16 protein-coding genes are annotated in these 15,963 nt (G+C 56.7%); 9 read left to right on the top strand and 7 right to left on the bottom strand.

The window, feature by feature from the left end; all coding sequences use genetic code 11:
* The first annotated feature begins 110 nt into the window (after positions 1 to 110).
* Genes ccoG through J122_RS02420 form a run of 5 tightly spaced genes read left to right on the top strand, consistent with a single transcriptional unit; the run spans position 111 to position 5,515 of the window.
* The gene (gene ccoG / locus J122_RS02440; RefSeq protein WP_058089526.1) at positions 111 to 1,544 is read left to right on the top strand and encodes a cytochrome c oxidase accessory protein CcoG; all 1,434 of its coding nucleotides are present in this window, start codon (positions 111 to 113) and stop codon (positions 1,542 to 1,544) included.
* Between the two features lie 48 nt (positions 1,545 to 1,592).
* Positions 1,593 to 2,108: a FixH family protein gene (locus tag J122_RS02435; protein ID WP_058089525.1), complete on the top strand. Its 516-nt coding sequence runs from the start codon at positions 1,593 to 1,595 to the stop codon at positions 2,106 to 2,108.
* Positions 2,105 to 4,552, top strand: coding sequence for a heavy metal translocating P-type ATPase (locus J122_RS02430; protein ID WP_058089524.1), 2,448 nt, complete (start codon positions 2,105 to 2,107; stop codon positions 4,550 to 4,552). The genes J122_RS02435 and J122_RS02430 overlap by 4 nt, the downstream gene beginning before the upstream one ends.
* 48 nt (positions 4,553 to 4,600) lie before the next feature.
* The gene (gene ccoS / locus J122_RS02425) at positions 4,601 to 4,828 is read left to right on the top strand and encodes a cbb3-type cytochrome oxidase assembly protein CcoS (protein ID WP_227510076.1); all 228 of its coding nucleotides are present in this window, start codon (positions 4,601 to 4,603) and stop codon (positions 4,826 to 4,828) included.
* Complete coding sequence (locus J122_RS02420; protein ID WP_058089522.1) at positions 4,829 to 5,515, top strand: sulfite exporter TauE/SafE family protein; 687 nt, start codon at positions 4,829 to 4,831, stop codon at positions 5,513 to 5,515.
* Between the two features lie 8 nt (positions 5,516 to 5,523).
* Here J122_RS02420 and ttcA read toward each other — a convergent pair whose 3' ends face one another.
* Positions 5,524 to 6,432 (bottom strand): tRNA 2-thiocytidine(32) synthetase TtcA, encoded by a 909-nt coding sequence (gene ttcA / locus J122_RS02415; RefSeq protein WP_058089521.1) that lies wholly within the window; start codon positions 6,430 to 6,432, stop codon positions 5,524 to 5,526.
* Between the two features lie 73 nt (positions 6,433 to 6,505).
* Here ttcA and J122_RS02410 point away from each other — a divergent pair, with 73 nt between their 5' ends.
* Genes J122_RS02410 through J122_RS02400 form a run of 3 tightly spaced genes read left to right on the top strand, consistent with a single transcriptional unit; the run spans position 6,506 to position 8,906 of the window.
* Positions 6,506 to 7,159 carry a TetR/AcrR family transcriptional regulator gene (locus J122_RS02410; protein WP_058089520.1) on the top strand — a complete coding sequence of 218 codons (654 nt, stop codon included), beginning with the start codon at positions 6,506 to 6,508 and terminating at the stop codon, positions 7,157 to 7,159.
* Positions 7,160 to 7,180: 21 nt separating this feature from the next.
* Positions 7,181 to 7,843, top strand: a complete 663-nt coding sequence (locus J122_RS02405) for a DNA-J related domain-containing protein (protein ID WP_058089519.1) — start codon at positions 7,181 to 7,183, stop codon at positions 7,841 to 7,843.
* Between the two features lie 34 nt (positions 7,844 to 7,877).
* On the top strand, positions 7,878 to 8,906 hold the full coding sequence (locus tag J122_RS02400; RefSeq protein ID WP_058089518.1) for a polysaccharide deacetylase family protein: 1,029 nt from the start codon (positions 7,878 to 7,880) through the stop codon (positions 8,904 to 8,906).
* Positions 8,907 to 8,910: 4 nt separating this feature from the next.
* On the opposite strand, the gene J122_RS02395 is transcribed toward J122_RS02400, so the two are convergent.
* The 6 genes from J122_RS02395 to J122_RS02370 all read right to left on the bottom strand — a co-directional run bounded on the left by J122_RS02395 (position 8,911) and on the right by J122_RS02370 (position 15,549).
* Positions 8,911 to 9,930, bottom strand: a complete 1,020-nt coding sequence (locus tag J122_RS02395; RefSeq protein ID WP_058089517.1) for a MalM family protein — start codon at positions 9,928 to 9,930, stop codon at positions 8,911 to 8,913.
* 22 nt (positions 9,931 to 9,952) lie between these two features.
* Complete coding sequence (locus tag J122_RS02390) at positions 9,953 to 11,578, bottom strand: OmpP1/FadL family transporter (protein WP_058089516.1); 1,626 nt, start codon at positions 11,576 to 11,578, stop codon at positions 9,953 to 9,955.
* Between the two features lie 38 nt (positions 11,579 to 11,616).
* Positions 11,617 to 12,627 carry a hypothetical protein gene (locus J122_RS02385; RefSeq protein WP_058089515.1) on the bottom strand — a complete coding sequence of 337 codons (1,011 nt, stop codon included), beginning with the start codon at positions 12,625 to 12,627 and terminating at the stop codon, positions 11,617 to 11,619.
* Positions 12,628 to 12,683: 56 nt separating this feature from the next.
* Entirely contained in the window at positions 12,684 to 13,484 is an 801-nt protein-coding gene (locus J122_RS02380; RefSeq protein ID WP_058089514.1) for a C39 family peptidase, read from the bottom strand.
* Between the two features lie 242 nt (positions 13,485 to 13,726).
* Positions 13,727 to 15,190 (bottom strand): SLC13 family permease, encoded by a 1,464-nt coding sequence (locus tag J122_RS02375; RefSeq protein ID WP_061330979.1) that lies wholly within the window; start codon positions 15,188 to 15,190, stop codon positions 13,727 to 13,729.
* Positions 15,191 to 15,228: 38 nt separating this feature from the next.
* Complete coding sequence (locus tag J122_RS02370; protein ID WP_061330978.1) at positions 15,229 to 15,549, bottom strand: TraR/DksA family transcriptional regulator; 321 nt, start codon at positions 15,547 to 15,549, stop codon at positions 15,229 to 15,231.
* Positions 15,550 to 15,689: 140 nt separating this feature from the next.
* On the opposite strand from J122_RS02370, the gene J122_RS02365 reads away from it, so the two are divergent.
* The gene (locus J122_RS02365; RefSeq protein WP_082780492.1) at positions 15,690 to 15,863 is read left to right on the top strand and encodes a phasin family protein; all 174 of its coding nucleotides are present in this window, start codon (positions 15,690 to 15,692) and stop codon (positions 15,861 to 15,863) included.
* Positions 15,864 to 15,963 lie beyond the last annotated feature (100 nt).

Below are 15,963 nucleotides of genomic sequence, written 5' to 3'. Positions count from 1 at the left end.
TTCCCCGGCCCGGTCTTCTCAACCCTGCACCTGCCTCGCGGGTGCAGGCTTGAGAAGATCAGCTGACCCTCGAGGCCCGCTCCCAGCACGACACCTTTCGGGAGATACCCATGAGCAATGAAATTCCGGTCACCCAGGTAGACCCTTCCTCCGAGCCTCCCAATAAAAACAACAAGCCGGAAACCGTCGATCTCTACGCCAGCCGTAAGAAGATTTACGTCAAGGAAGTGAAAGGCACGTTCCAGAAGATCCGCAACGTCAGCCTGACGCTGCTCATGGGCATGTACTTTCTATTTGTGTGGCTAACCCTCAATGGCCAGCCGCTGATTCACTTCGATCTGCCGGCACGGGAATTCCACCTGTATGGCGTAACCTTCTTCCCCAAAGACTTTTTCCTGCTCTCGGGCATGCTGATTATCTGTGCCTTTGGCCTGTTCTTCATTACCACCCTGTTTGGCCGGGTCTGGTGCGGCTATACCTGCCCCCAGACCGTCTGGACCTTCATCTTCATGTGGATCGAGGAGAAAGTTGAGGGTAGCCGCAACAAGCGCATGAAGCTCGACAAAGCCCCCAACTCAACGGAAAAGGTCACCAAGAAAACCATCAAACACAGCTTGTGGCTGTTTGTCGCTCTGGCAACGGGCCTTACCTTTGTAGGTTATTTCTACCCGATCCGGGAACTGATCGTTGATCTGTTCACCCTTCAGGCCAATGGCTGGGCCTATTTCTGGGTAGCCTTCTTCACTGTCGCCACCTACCTGAACGCAGGCTGGATGCGCGAGCAGGTGTGCCTGTACATGTGCCCCTATGCCCGTTTCCAGTCTGTCATGTTCGACCCGAACACCCGGATTGTCTCCTATGACCCAAACCGGGGTGAGCCCCGCGGTGGCCGCAAGAAAAGCGTCAATCCCGCAGACGTCGGCCTGGGTGACTGCATTGACTGCGGCCAGTGCGTGCAGGTATGCCCCACAGGTATCGATATCCGCGATGGCTTGCAGTATGAATGCATTGGCTGCGCGCTGTGTATTGACGCCTGCGATGAAGTGATGGAAAAAATGGATTACCCCAAAGGGCTTATCCGATACACCACCGAGAACGAGCTGGAAGGCAAAACCTCCAAGCTTCTTCGGCCAAGGACCTTTGGCTACGGTGCGGTTCTGACCCTGATGATCGGAGCGATCATTTTCACTCTGGTCACGCGGGTACCGGCCAAAATGGACGTACTGCGTGACCGTGGCGCGCTTTTCAGCTTCAACGGCGAAGGTCACGTTGAGAACTCGTACACGATAAAAATCCAGAACATGTCGGAGGTTCCCCAGACCTTCAACCTGTCGGTTGAGGGGCTTGAGGGCATCCGGATTCTGACAACAACCAACGTCACAGTTGCCAGCGCTGAAATCCGCTCGCTGCCGACTGTCGTGGATGTTCCGCCAGAATCTATCCCGGACACCAATAACACCATCCGTTTCTATGCGGAGTCCGAAACAGATCCATCACTTATTCTGGAAACTGAAAGCCGTTTTGTTGGTCCAAGGCCGCGATAGAATATCGCAAGCCGCAGACCCGATACACTGACAAGAGTTGATAGCGTAATGACTGACAACACCCCCGTGGCACCCTGGTATCGCCAACCCTGGTTCTGGTTTTTGACGATATTTCCGATCGCTGCAATTATTTCCGGTATCACCATACTGACGGTGGGTAGCATTCTTTCTCCTTCCATGGTGACAGATGACTACTCCCGTGAAGGGCGCGGCATCAATATGGCCATCGCACGGGACCAGAAAGCCCTGGATCTGGGTCTGAAAGGCGGACTGACCGTTGACGAACGCTCTGCACGCCTGACGCTGGAAACCAAAGAAGGCGCAGCAGACTACCCGTATCTGGTTCTCAACCTTTACCACCCGACCATGTCGGAGCGAGATCGCACCATCCAGTTTCGTCGAATGGCCGCCGGAGAGTACACCGGTAACTTGATCGAAGATATGGACGGCCGCTGGTACTACGACCTGCAGGGCCCAGACAACGACTGGCGTGTAAAAGGCGAATTCTGGCTGCCAGCGTCCGACAAAATCGCCCTGAAAGCGACCAGTCCTACCCAGGGGTGAGTGCCCTGAAGTGCTTCCATTGCGGTGAGCCAGCGGACGGCCACCCGCCGATAACCCTGGAACTTGACGGCGAAACCCGACCCTTCTGTTGCCAGGGTTGCAAGGCTGTGTGCGAAACCATTCATAACGAAGGGCTCACAGGCTTCTATCAGTTTCGAACAGAACCCGCCGTCACCCCGCGGGAGCTGACCCGTTCAGAAACCGATCGCCTGAAGGAGCTGGACCATCCGCTGGTCCAGAAATCCTTCGTTGTCCCGGTAAAAGGCGGGCAGGAAGCGAACCTGCTGATCAGCGGCATCACCTGCGCGGCCTGTATCTGGTTGCTGGAGAACCACCTCAAACAACACCCCGGCGTTCAGGCTTTCTCGATTAATCACAGTACCCAGAGAGCGCGCCTGGTGTGGGCACAGGATCACACTCGCCTCAGCGATCTGCTGATTGCCATCCACCAGCTTGGCTATACCGCTCGCCCCTACCAGGCCGACGAAGCCGAGCAGACCCTGAAAGCCGAGCACCGCACCATGCTCATCCGGCTGTTAGTTGCCGGCGCCGGTTCGTTCCAGACCATGATGCTGGCGTTCCCGCTCTATTTTGAGCTGATCAGTGAGTTATCTCCGGAATACGTCAGCTTCTTTCGGTGGTTCAGCCTGATCGTGGCAACGCCAGTGTTGCTGTACAGTGCGCGACCGTTTTTCGAGAACGCCTGGCGCGACCTGACCACCCGCCATCTGACCATGGATGTGCCCGTGGCCATTGCTATCGGCCTCGCCTATGTGGCCAGTGCCTGGGTCACTGTGTTCGGTGGCGAAGAGGTGTATTTCGAATCCGTATGCATGTTTACCTTTTTCCTTCTGCTGGGGCGCTACGTGGAAGTCCAGGCCCGCTACCGCGCGGGCCTGACAGGCGGTGCCCTGGCGGGATTTCAGCCAACCGTCGCCGCCATGGTACGGGATGGCGAGACAGATCTGGTGCCGGCCCACGAAGTCAAAGCTGGTGATATTATCCGTGTACGCCCGGGCGAGACACTGCCGGTGGACGGAGAGATTGTGTCTGGTGAATCTACCCTCAACGAAGCCGCCCTGACCGGCGAATACCTGCCTGAATCCCGGGGGCCCGGCGATACCGTTCATGCCGGTAGCATCAACGGCGAGAATCCGCTGGATATCCGGGTGGTCAAAGCCGGTGCGGAAACCCGGCTTTCCGGAATCCTGCGGATACTGGACCGGGTTCAGTCGGAGAAGCCTCCGGTGGCGCGCCTGGCAGATCGCATCGCTGGCAAGTTTATTCGCCAGGTACTGATACTGACGCCCCTTGTCTGGGGCGGCTGGGTTCTCGCCGGCGCCGGCAACGCCTTCGACATCGCCTTGTCCGTGCTGGTGGTTACCTGCCCCTGCGCCCTCTCTCTCGCAACACCAACGGCACTCACCTCAGCCACCATGCGTTTGCGAAAACTCGGCTTCCTGCCGACCAAAGGCCACACACTGGAATCCCTGTACAGCATCGACACCGTGGTGTTCGATAAAACCGGCACCTTGACTCGTGGCGAGCTGACCCTGACTGGTAGCCAGACCTTCGGTGACATGGACCAAGCCAGCTGTCAGAAACTGGCAGCCGGCCTGGAAAAACACTCCGAACATCCGATCGCCAGAGTTTTTCACGAATGTGCATCGGTGGCCGTGGAGAATGTGAACAACCATCTGGGCGGAGGTTTGTCTGGTACTTTTAATGGCAAGCCCGTGTTTATCGGTCACAAGGCGTTCGTTGAGCAACACACTTCCGCTCCGCCCCCCCATGCGGACATTGCTTCTGGCATGGAAATCTGGCTCGCTACCGCCGATCAATGGCTTGCCAGCTTCCAACTGGATGATCAAATCCGCGAAGATGCCGGGCAAGCCATCAAGGCACTCAATCAAGCCGGAATACGGTCCCTGCTCCTCAGTGGTGATCGATCGGCCCATGTCCAGCAGGTTGCTGAGACACTGGGTATAAAAACGGCGATTGGCGAAGCCTCACCGGAACAGAAGTTGGCGGTGCTCGATCAGCTTCGCGATGAAGGTCACAAGGTAATGATGGTGGGCGATGGCCTGAACGACCTCCCCTCCATGGCCGGTGCGGGTATCTCGGTCGCCATGGGCACCGCCGCCGACCTGACCCAGCTAAAAGCCGATGCGGTGCTGATGAATGGTCAGCTGATGCAACTGCTCCAGGCCATCAAGGCAAGCCAGCAGACCCGCAGGATCATTCGGCAGAACATGCTCTGGGCGCTTGCCTACAACGTCGCCGCCCTGCCCCTCGCAGCAGCAGGCCTGGTCACCCCATGGATGGCGGCCATCGGTATGTCGGCCAGCTCTCTTTTGGTCGTGCTTAATGCCTTGCGGCTTGGCACATCCTCAAAGAGGTCCGGCCAGGAACCTGATACAGTTGGCTCTCATGCTACGGCTTGATACCGTAATCATCTACTTATCGTTTAGGAGCGCATCGTGCAGATAGTCATGTTCCTGGTCCCCCTGATGCTGGTTCTGGTGGCACTGGGGGTCGTGCTGTTTTCCTGGGCGGTGAAGAACGGCCAATACGATGATCTGGAAGGCCCTGCGCACCGGATTCTCTATGACGACGACAAAGACATGATTCCTGACGAAGCTCGTCAGGATAAAGTCCGCCCAGACGAAAACGACCCCGAGCCTTCTTCGAAACAGAGCGACCCGGAAGACAAAGCCTGAATGCATCCTGAACTCTACCTAAGTTACTCCAGTGCGTTTCTGATCGGGCTGCTGGGGAGCACCCATTGTCTGGGGATGTGCGGTGGGATCAGTGCCTCGCTGTCGATGACCCTGCCGGTGGGCAAAGGGTTCAGGCTGCGCCAGACCATGATGTTGCTGGCCTTCAATCTGGGCCGGGTTGGAAGCTACGCGCTGATTGCCGCCTTGATTGCCATTTTCAGTACCAGCGCCGCGGGCCAGTGGCGCTGGGCAGCCCTGTTGTTGATGACCCTGGCAGGGCTGCTACTGATCTTTATGGGGCTGTCGATGGGCCAGTGGTGGCAGGGAATCCGCTTTGTTGAGAAAGTAGGGGCCCCGGTGTGGAAACGCTTGGCCCCGCTGACCCGCCGCTTTATTCCCGTCAACAATCCCGGCCAGGCCTTGGCCCTGGGTGCGCTTTGGGGCTGGTTACCCTGTGGTCTTGTTTATAGCACCCTGGGCTGGGCAGCCCTGCAACCCACGATTGGCGCTGCCGCTCTGACCATGCTGTTCTTCGGTCTTGGCACCCTGCCATCTATGCTGGCCACCGGTTACGCCGCCAACTGGATTCGCAACCTTCAGGGCAACCGGGGGTTCCGCAGAATCAGTGGAGCGCTGCTCATCCTGTTCGGATTATGGACGCTTCCGTTCCAGGCCTTGATGCACTGAGCCGACCCTCAGAGATTCAGCACATCCAGGCGGCCGTAGTCCGGCTCAGGGCTGGCTGGCTGCACCGCCTGGCGCTTGCCCCCCAACCGTTTGCCTTCCTTGAAATCGTATAGATTCGGATCAGCCAGGTGTGAAGGCTCCACATTGCACAAAGCCCGAAACATGGTTTCCAGGCGGCCCGGATGCTGCTTGTCCCAGGTCTGGAACATGTCCTTGATCACCTGGCGCTGAAGGTTCTCCTGGGAGCCGCACAGGTTACACGGAATAATGGGGTATTCTCGCAGTGAGGCGTATCGGGCAATGTCTTTCTCGCGGGCATAGGCCAGCGGACGAATCACGGTATTGCGGCCGTCATCACTGTGCAAGACCGGCGGCATGGACTTGAGTTTGCCCCCGTAAAACATGTTCAGGAACAGGGTTTCGAGCATATCGTCCCGGTGATGGCCCAACGCAATCTTGGTGACACCGTGCTCTTCCGCAAAATTATAGAGAATTCCCCGGCGCAAGCGTGAACACAGTCCGCAAGTGGTCTTCCCTTCAGGAACTTTTTCCTTAACAATACTGTAGGTATCTTTTTCGATGATGTGATACTCGATACCAAGCGACTTCAGGTATTCCGGGAGCACATGCTCGGGAAAACCCGGTTGTTTCTGGTCAAGGTTCACAGCAATCAGTTCGAAGTCGACCGGCGCGCTTTTCTGAAGGTTCAGCAGGATATCCAGCATGGCGTAGGAATCCTTGCCACCTGACAGGCAGCACATGACCTTGTCGCCGGCTTCGATCATCGAAAAATCGGCAATGGCCTGCCCGACTTCCCGGCGCAGGCGTTTCTGCAGTTTGTTCAGTTCCAGTTTCTGGCGACGATCCTGCTCAGAAACAGCGGTCAGTTCGGGATTGGCGGTCATTGCTTGGGACATACTCTCGCACGTTCACAGGATAAGTGAGCGGGCAATTATACGCGTCACAAAGTATCAGGGACAGGATAGCAACATGGATATGTTGAAATTGAGCGACGACGTTGGCGGAAAACGGGCAATGAACCGGATCCGCAACCGCAATGCCATACTGGTCGCGGCCAGGGAATGCTTTCGCGAAAATGGCTACGATAACTCCACCATCCGTGACATGGTCCGCAGAACCGGCCTGGCGGCGGGTACCTTCTACAATTACTTCTCCAGCAAACAGGACATCTTTGCCGCACTTCTGACGGATTTCCTGAGTCACCTTAATGAAGATATGAGCCGCTACCGCCGGTCCGCCAGCTCAACCCGCGACTTTATCTACTACGCCTACCTGGCACTCTATTCCGCCACCGCCAGAGACCCGGCGATCTATGAACTGGCACACCAGAACCAACGCGCCTTGCGGGATCTTTTCGGCTCAGACATTCTTGGCCTGGCCATGTTATCACTGGAAGAAGACGTGCGTGACGCCATCACCAGGGGCCTGCTGCCGGATCTCGACCCGGAGTACCTGTGCGCAGCTTTCTTCGGTGTTGCCTATGACATCAGTACAGTGGTGGCCAGGCGCGCACATCAAGAGCCGGAGCTTGCTCAGCAGGAGGCCGAGAAGGCGGCCCGTTTCTCCACCGAGCTGTTCCTGGGCGGGCTACCCGCCATGGCCGAGCTTTCAAGCCAGGGCTGAGTCGCATACCATGGAGTCATGATGACTTCCCCAGACGTGACCGCAACAGAACCGGATACCACTGTCGCCAGCTCAGAACTGCGATGGCTGGAGCAACACACTGAGCACTTGCTGGTGGCGGTCGAGCATGAGCTACGCCAGGTGGGGCCAGGCGGATTAAGTGAGCTGGAGCTGATCAAGGCGCTTCAGGCAGAACCCTGGGCGCTGATTGGCAGCGTCAATTACCACGAACCGGATCAGCTCTACCCGGTGCATTTTCTGCTCTTTCACGTACTCTACCGACTGCGGGACCAACTGGCTCCCGGTGGGGAGTCGCTGCTGATTTCACCGTTGCGCCTGACCATTACCCAACAGCAAACCGTTGCTGGTGATGGATTGCCGGGGGAAGAAGACAAACTCAGGGCGTTCTATCTGGATCTGTCCCAGTATCATATGCCCGAAGCAACCATCCACCAGATGATGGATAACTTCTGGCGTGGGCAGTGCCGCACACGGCCAGACCTGCCGGCGGTATCAGAGGCCGCCGGAACACTCGGTTTTACCGAACTGCCTGAACACTTCTCCCCGATCAAACAGCGGTTTCGCAAGCTGGTGATGCAGGCTCACCCCGACCGGGGCGGCAATACCGAAGCAGTCCAGAAACTTAATGAGGCCTTTTCGGTCTTGAAAGCACACTACGCATAATCCATTTAACCGATATTCAGGACAGACGACGATCATGATCAAATGGTTTACGTTCCTTATGATGATCACCGCCCTCTCCATGGCGGGCGCCAGCGCAAAAGCGGATCTGGTGGTTCTGCAATACCATCACGTGGACGACAGTACGCCGGCATCAACCAGTACCTCCCGGTCACTGTTTGAAGCCCAGCTGCAGATGATCGCAGACCTGGAACTGGAGGTGGTGCCGCTTCTGGAAGGTACCCGGCAGGCATTGGCCGGCGATCTGGATAGCCGCCAGCAGATTGCCATCACGTTTGACGATGCCTATGAATCCGTCTATAGCGCAGCGGCTCCCCTTCTCGAACGTTTCGATATGCCCTATACGATTTTCGTGAATACTGATGCCATCGGCTCAAGGGGCTACATGACGTGGGACGAACTCAGGGAACTGGGTAGCCATGAAAGCGTAACCATTGCCAACCACAGCACAGACCATGGGCACCTGGCACGCAAGATCGATGAACCCGAAGCCGTGTGGATAGAACGGGTAACCCGCAGCCTGGATGTTGCCCAGAAGGTTCTCAAGGAAAGACTGAACGTTGAAGAGCCGATGTTTGCCTATCCTTACGGCGAGTATGACGAAGCCCTGGAAGCCAAACTAGCGGAGCGAGGCTGGTACGGCTACGGGCAGCAATCCGGTGCCATTGGCCGTTGGTCACACGAGACACGCCTGCCCAGGTTCCCCATGGCCAACCCATACGGCCAGCTTGGTAGCCTGAAAGACAAGCTATTGAGCAAAGGCTTCCCCGCCCCCGCCAAAGACCTGCCAGACGGTATTCTGGATAAAAACCCGCCCCTACTGACCTTCCCACTGGGCGACAAACTGGATGCCAACCGGCTCACCTGCTTTGCCACCGGCCAGGGCCGGATCGACTTCGACGTGGTTGACGGCGTCGTCCGGGTTCAGGCTCCCAAAGCCGGGCAAAGCCGGCGCTTCCGCTACAACTGCACCCACCCCGCCGGCCAGGGCAGCTTCTATTGGTTGTCACAACAATGGCTGGACCGGTCGAAACCCGAAGACTGAGCGGTTAATCTTCGAAGGTGGCGATACCGAACTCCCCAAACCGGACGTGCGGTATCGCCTTCGGACCCTGTCGGGTCTCAACAACGGTTTGAGCCTGCAAATCCTGCTCACGGGTATAAAGCAGCAGCCAACGCTCGCCCTGGCCCGGGAATACCGGCACCCAGGCTTCCAGATATCCTCGTTTGCGCCAGGTCTCAGGTGAGTAATCCATGACCAGATCGGTCACCAACCGGATTGGGCGCAAATCCTCGTCAAGAAACGCCAGGCTTGGAATAACAAGACCGTTGTGGTGATAACTACGTATTCGGGCGACAAAGGCCTCTACAGAGGACCGCGCTGGCAGGGCGATCAACTGGAACGGAGATCGGCCGGTGTCAAAATCATGCTCCGGTGACGACGCTTCAAGCCGGACAGCAAACTCACGCCCGCCCTGCCAGGTCTGGCTGGAGCGGGATGTCAAGCTGTCACAACACTGGCGACTGAATGCATCAAACTCACTTTCAGGCTCCTGCTCGATGCCCAGTATGGCAAAGGCATCGGGATCGTAACCCTCCACCGGTTCGGCATAGCGGCCTTCACTCGGGTGATAAACGCTGGCCGGGCTCAGTTCCACTGGGGCGGCAATCAGGCCCTTCTCAACGTCGCTACGGGTGTCGGGCGTAAAATAGCTGACACGCACATTGCCGTCGGCATCCCGCCAGGTGAAATAGGGTTGTCGCTGACCCGGCCGAAGATTGCCGGCTTTGTTGAGTTCATCGCCATCGGGATAGCTGTCGAGGGTGTATTCTTCATCCGGCTCAAGCGCTGGTTCCTCCCGCTCGGCGGGGCGCCGGGCGCCCTCCGCCTGCGAAGATGTCGGCCTGGCTTCTGCGTCCGGAATGCGGGTGTACTGAACACGCCCCTGCTCATCCACCCATGAGAAATAGCCCTCCCGCTCCCCTGCGGGTGTTCCAGACGATTGGCACCCCATCATCACCATCGCTGCCATGAATGCCGTCAGGCATCTCAATTGAGCCGTTGTCATACCCGTTTCCCGCCAGCAACAATCAGAACTTGGTCCGGAAGCTCAGCCCCGCCATGACCACCCGCAACGAGGTTTTGATATCCAGCCCGGCATAGGGGTTATAGATGATATTGGTGATGTTGTCACAGTTCACGTTGCAGCTGGTATTGGCCGGAATGGTTTCAATGGACTGCAGGTAGGACAGGTTCATATCGATCTCGGTGTTTTTGTCCCACTTGTACCCCATCCCGATGCTGTAGAGATTGGCGCCACCGAACGGTGCCATGATCGATCGCTGGTCATCGGGAATGACTGAGTCTCGAATCTCGACACCGGCCCGTAGATCCAGTCGTGATGACGCATGGAACTCAGCACCAAACGCCCAGTTCCACTGACTCTTGAAGCCCAGCGGCAGTCGGAGAGTGTTTGGCGTTGCATTGTCGGGCGACAGAATCCGCGCCGCGTTCAGGAATTCCAGATTTCGGTCAAAGCGGAACACGAAGGCATCCCACTGGGCGTAGTCTGTCCAACCCACATCAGCATTCAACGTCAGTTTGGGGTGAACATCGACACTGATACCGGTCTGGAAATGCTGTGGGTAGACCAGATCCATGCTGACATTACCCGCTTCCCGGGGTGCCCCAGACGGCAGGCTCAGGATGGCAGAGGTAATAGCCCCCAATACCGAACCGTTAACACTCTGCCAGAAACCGGACCAGTCGTCGGTGTACTGGATCTCGAACGTCCCTTTGAGGTTCATGTCCGCTTCAGAGGTATAGCTTGCCCCCCAGCGAAACCAGTCGTTCGGCTCCCAGAGCACCCCCAGGGTGTAGGTTGGCGATATGGTTTCCTGAACATTGATGCTCAAAGCACCAATATCATCCCAGGGGCCCACGTTACCGCCACACAGGGCCAGCCAGGGCTGCAGGGGCTCATCGCCACTCTCACAGTTGAACGCATCCTGAAGCACTTCCGCAACACCCAACAACATGTTGGGCGCCCGCATATACTGATCGGCGGCAATACCCATGTGTGACAGGTGAATACCCGCACCCACCGACCACTGGTCATTGATTTCATAACCAACGCTTGGCGACAGATAGGTGGTGCGCTGCAAAGCCGTGGCCTGGGGTTGGTAACGGCCCGGATCATCCTTGTCCCGATAGAAACCTGCAGCCAGCGGCAGGTAGAAAGCGTTGGCAAAGGTCAGTTTTGACCCCGGAGGATTGATGCTGATGCCAGCTGACGGCGCAACCGCAGGGCCCGGTGGCGCTTTCAGAATCCCGAACCCCGGAACGTAGAGTGCAACATTGTTGGTATGACTGTGGGTATTGGCCACGGGATCCCGCTGTTTTCCCGTGTTCGGGTCGATTTCAAGTCCGTCGATACCGAAGATTTCATAACCATCCGGAGCAATAAAGTCGGCATCGATGTCCAGGTAAACACTCAGGAGGTTTACCTCAAGTTGCCGGTCTTTCAGTTTGGTCAGGCCCGCCGGATTATAATGGATGGCCATGACACCGGGTGGATCCGCTGTCACGGCATTGCCCAGCGCCAACGCCTTGGGATGGATGGTGAGATTCTGGGCAAGCTGCGCCTGTGCTCCACATGAGAGTGTCGCGGCGATGACGGCCCCCAGAAGCTGCTTTGTTTGGCTGAAATGTGCCATGAAATTCGTCCCTTCCCTTAAATCGTCTGCAGCTCCAATCACTCTTTGAGGCCGGAGAAATTAATGGGCAGGGATATACCCAGGGAGAAATCCGGAGCATCTTCGGTCAGCCCAATGCCCAGGCTGGTGTTGACGATGGTGGTGTCACTCACCCGGGTACCCAGAGACATGCTCAGAAAGCCGGTCATCTGGTCTTGTGCAACGGCTTGATCGCCATTGCGGAACGTGAGCACAGTTTCATCGCTGTAACTGAGCTGGGCGGAAATGCTCAGGGAAATATCGTAAGACAGCGAGTAGGCAAAACCGGCAGAACCGGACAACCCGAAGCCGGGCTCAACCTTGGTCAGCAGGCGAGCGCCCCGGACCTGCTCCAGACCATCCTCTTCAATGTTGTAGGTAGCACTGACCGAGCCGAAGACCACCACCGGGTCCAACACCTTCGACATACTGAGGCCGCCGCCGATGGAGTAATATCCGCTGCCCGTGGACAGCTGCTCCTTGATGTCAATTTCATAGGGGCTGACACCGGTTTTCGAGGTCAGCGTTCCAAAGAAGGTGGTCGATACCTTGCCCGGCACGTAAGCGAACGGCTGCCAGCGGCCGGTAAAAGAGATGTCGCCGAAGTCATACACGGACAATTCGTCCTCGGTGTCGTATTTCACCACCAGGGGAATACGCGTGCCGATGGTCAGGTTATCCAGCAGGCCGTAGTCGTATGAGAAAGCGTTGGTGAAGTTGTGCGTGGCTGTGGGCACAACATCAAGATTCCTGACCGAACCATTGGTAATGGCTAGATCGAGACGCTGGTCACCGGTGTAGGAGTAGTCAAAGGAATAGTTCAGGGAGTGAGTGCCCTTTTTCTGCAGCGAATAGTTCTTTTCCGCCGCCTGGAACACTTCCTCCAACTGCCTTGTGGCATCCTCATCGCCTTCCTGACGGGCCAGCGCTTCCCGCGCCTGATCAACATTGCCATCCTGCGCCACTGACATGGCCGGAAGCAGACCCGAGGCGGAAACAAGGATAAAGCCTCGCACTAACCAACGATTCATCCTGACTCCCTACTTTTATTGGTTTTATTCCTGTTCCGGGCTTACCACCCGAAAAATTAGTTGCGGCGGTAGTACAGCTGTTTTCGAGTATTCTCTACGCTGCCGTCCGGGTTGTTTTTCTGACGTTCGAGCACATTCTGGATACGTCTTTCGGTAGATTCATGGAATACAGGCATTTGCTGTAACGCCAGCAGGGTCATTGTCTGGTCATCCACAAATCGCAGATCTTCTTCTTTGAGTTCAAGGTTATCCAGCGGCTTGTCGCTACCCGGAAAAACGATAAACAGAACGTTGTCGTCCCATTTTTCTTCGAACTGATCGAGCGTGAAGGAGATGTTGCCAACGGCAGGATCCGCCAGGTATACCCGCCCGTCACGAATGGTCCTGAGCACCACAAAATGCTTGAAACCGGCGTGATCGATGGGAACGATGGCGGGGTGGTCCAGCTCCATGAGGTCATCAATCTTGGCCCGGAAGCCACCGGAGGGATAACCCAGGGCAGTGACCAGTCGTTTCATGTCCAACATTGAAAACGCCCGGCGCTGAACAATGCGCTCACTTTCACCGTAGTGGAGCAATCCTTCCATCACCTGACGTTCAGACAGATTTCTGCCCAGATAGAAATTCAGGACGGTTGTCAGTGCCGCACTGCCGCAGCTGTAGTCGTATGCCTGACGCACGATATTACGGAATTTCTGTTCAACCAGAGGCTCAACCCGAACATCAGAACGTAGCAGCGCCGGGCTGGTGTCCACGTTCTGCTGGATAACAATCGTGCCCCGATCAAACGGCTCAACCTCGGTGGCTTCCTGCACCATAGTGAACGTGAGAATGGATCCGGCCAGCACCAGCAGCATCTTGGAAAGTCCCTGTTTTTATTAGACGTGCAACTTATCGGGTTACATGTTGTTACGGTACGATACCGAAATCGCGACTGGCTTAAAGATAACTGTGCCTCAAATCTGTCGCTGCAGAAGGGGCCTGACATGGATGGACTGAGAACTGGTTCAAGGCTCAAGGTAGCCGGCAACACCCGCCTGTTCCCGAAGGTATCGGAAACAGGCAGGTGGGAAGGAAAACCGATGGGCAAGGTACCCCATCAGAGGGTAAAGACAATCCCGAGTAGCAGGTAGCTGAGCAGGGTAACAACGATGATGCCGATAATGTTCAGGGCAAAGCCGGCACGAATCATATCGGCAATTCGCATATGGCCACTGGAAAACACAATCGCGTTGGGCGGAGTCGCTACCGGCATCATAAAGGCACAACTGGCCGCGATGGCCGCAGGCACCGTCAGCAACAACGGCGACACACCCTGCGACATGGCCAGGGCACCCAACAGGGGCAGGAACGCTGCGGCGGTGGCGGTATTGCTGGTCACTTCCGTCAGAAAAATAATGACGGTAGCCACCAGAACAATCATAACCAGTGTCGGCAACGCCCCGGCAACACCAAGGCTTTGGGCAATCCACTCCGCCAGCCCTGAGCTACTGATAACACCCGCCATGGCCAGACCACCACCGAATAGCAGGAGCACACCCCAGGGCAGCTTGTTGGCCGAATCCCAGTCCAGCACAAACACCCGCTCGGCGGTGTTAACAGGAATAACAAACATGGCAATGGCAGCCGCAATCGCGATACCGGTATCGCTGAGCCACGGCATCAGGTTGGCGGACAACAAAGGCCGGAAAATCCAGGCGGCCGCCGTGACCAGAAACACCAGGGCAACCAGCTTCTCACCCCGGCTCATTGAGCCCAGTTTCGCTAGCTCATTCTGAATCATCTCCCCGCTATCTGCCGAGCCACCAATGCCAAAATCCTTCCGGGTCAGCCACCACCAGGCTAGCACCAGCATGACCACCGACACCGGTACGCCAAGCAACATCCATTGGGCAAAACCCACCGAAATGCCCTGATTTTCGCTCAGGTACGCCGCCAACAAGGCATTGGGCGGTGTCCCAATCAGGGTGGCAATTCCGCCAATACTCGCCGAATAGGCAATGGCTAACAGCAAGGCGGTTGCATAGCGCCGAACACCCTCAGGGTTGGAGCTATCCATCATCGCCACCACAGACAAACCTATGGGCAACATCATGATGGCCGTGGCCGTATTGCTGACCCACATGCTGAGAAATGCGGTGGCCAACATGAACCCGGCCACCTGGCGCTTGGGCTGGTCACCCACGGCCCTGAGCGTGAGCAGAGCTATTCGACGATGCAGGTTCCATCGCTGCATGGCCAGCCCCAGGGTAAAACCACCCAGGAACAGAAAAATGATCGGATTGGCGTAAGGTGACGTCGCCTGACCAATGGATCCCAGCCCCAGGGCCGGGATCAGTACAATCGGCAGTAATGCGGTTGCAGGAATCGGGATGGCTTCGGTTGACCACCAGGTTGCCATCAGCAACATCAGCCCCAATGCCGCCCAAGCTTCCGGACTCATAGTCGCCGGCGCCGGCACCATAAGGGTTATAAGAAGAAACAGGACACCCAGCAAGAAACCGATAACCTGGCTTTTGGGTAACCCCCTGGGTTTGCTCTCAGAAGAGTGCGTTGCTGTCATGTAGTACCACCCTGGTTTGGGACGATGGATTGGCCTGCTCAGTCAGCGGCGCAATTTACACAAACTGTGGTGTAAGGCAACACCTGCAAACGTCTGGGGTCAATCTCCTCACCACACTTCTCGCACTCGTCCCCAAGACCGTTGTTGATACGATCAAGGGCATGGGCAATCTGAACAAGCTCTGCCCGGGTTTCCGCTTCCAGTGAATCCACCACCTCGTCGTTTTGGGTCTGGCTTGCCTGTTCTTCAAAATCCTTGTCAAGCGCTCCGGTCTCCCGACGCTGGTGAGCCTGATAACGCACCAGCCTGGCTTCAAGATCGGCTTTCAGGGTTTCAAGTTCAGATTTGCGATTGCTCATGGCCATCTCCCGGCGGGTTGTTATTGGTCTATACCCTAGAGAATATGCTGAATCCGGGTTTGACGCCTGTCAAAATCGTGTCATTCCCCATACGGTAGACTAGCTGCTCAGTCATCCCATATACAAAGGAGTTGTATTAAATGAGCACAGACCTTTTCGAAAAAGCCAACCGTCTGAACCAAACCCTGTTCGCCCAGTTCAGTAAAGCTACCGAAATGCAGATGGAAGCCTTTCGTCGCTATGCCGACGTTGCCATGGATCAGGCCCGCAAGGTATCCGAAGTACGCGACCTGGATGGCCTGAAGCAGGTGTAGAAAGTGTTCGAGACCGAAGCCACTGAACCAGCTAAAGTGAAAGCCCTGCAGCTACGTGAAAGTTAAGGCAGCGGAGGCCGGTCGTTGCTAAACTGGAGCG

It is taken from the genome of Marinobacter excellens LAMA 842 (genome assembly GCF_001574445.1).
In the GTDB taxonomy this organism is placed as follows: Bacteria; Pseudomonadota; Gammaproteobacteria; order Pseudomonadales; family Oleiphilaceae; genus Marinobacter; species Marinobacter shengliensis.
Note: the sequence above shows the minus strand (reverse complement) of the source record. Positions and strands in the feature narration are given on the sequence as shown.

Excerpts from the sequence above, each read along its gene's own strand:
- ccoG (WP_058089526.1), top strand. The coding sequence starts at position 111 with ATGAGCAATGAAATTCCGGTCACCCAGGTAGACCCTTCCTCCGAGCCT.
- J122_RS02435 (WP_058089525.1), top strand. The coding sequence starts at position 1,593 with ATGACTGACAACACCCCCGTGGCACCCTGGTATCGCCAACCCTGGTTC.
- ccoS (WP_227510076.1), top strand. The coding sequence starts at position 4,601 with ATGTTCCTGGTCCCCCTGATGCTGGTTCTGGTGGCACTGGGGGTCGTG.
- J122_RS02420 (WP_058089522.1), top strand. The coding sequence starts at position 4,829 with ATGCATCCTGAACTCTACCTAAGTTACTCCAGTGCGTTTCTGATCGGG.
- ttcA (WP_058089521.1), bottom strand. The coding sequence starts at position 6,432 with ATGTCCCAAGCAATGACCGCCAATCCCGAACTGACCGCTGTTTCTGAG.
- J122_RS02410 (WP_058089520.1), top strand. The coding sequence starts at position 6,506 with ATGGATATGTTGAAATTGAGCGACGACGTTGGCGGAAAACGGGCAATG.
- J122_RS02405 (WP_058089519.1), top strand. The coding sequence starts at position 7,181 with ATGACTTCCCCAGACGTGACCGCAACAGAACCGGATACCACTGTCGCC.
- J122_RS02400 (WP_058089518.1), top strand. The coding sequence starts at position 7,878 with ATGATCAAATGGTTTACGTTCCTTATGATGATCACCGCCCTCTCCATG.
- J122_RS02395 (WP_058089517.1), bottom strand. The coding sequence starts at position 9,930 with ATGACAACGGCTCAATTGAGATGCCTGACGGCATTCATGGCAGCGATG.
- J122_RS02390 (WP_058089516.1), bottom strand. The coding sequence starts at position 11,578 with ATGGCACATTTCAGCCAAACAAAGCAGCTTCTGGGGGCCGTCATCGCC.
- J122_RS02385 (WP_058089515.1), bottom strand. The coding sequence starts at position 12,627 with ATGAATCGTTGGTTAGTGCGAGGCTTTATCCTTGTTTCCGCCTCGGGT.
- J122_RS02380 (WP_058089514.1), bottom strand. The coding sequence starts at position 13,484 with ATGCTGCTGGTGCTGGCCGGATCCATTCTCACGTTCACTATGGTGCAG.
- J122_RS02375 (WP_061330979.1), bottom strand. The coding sequence starts at position 15,190 with ATGACAGCAACGCACTCTTCTGAGAGCAAACCCAGGGGGTTACCCAAA.
- J122_RS02370 (WP_061330978.1), bottom strand. The coding sequence starts at position 15,549 with ATGAGCAATCGCAAATCTGAACTTGAAACCCTGAAAGCCGATCTTGAA.
- J122_RS02365 (WP_082780492.1), top strand. The coding sequence starts at position 15,690 with ATGAGCACAGACCTTTTCGAAAAAGCCAACCGTCTGAACCAAACCCTG.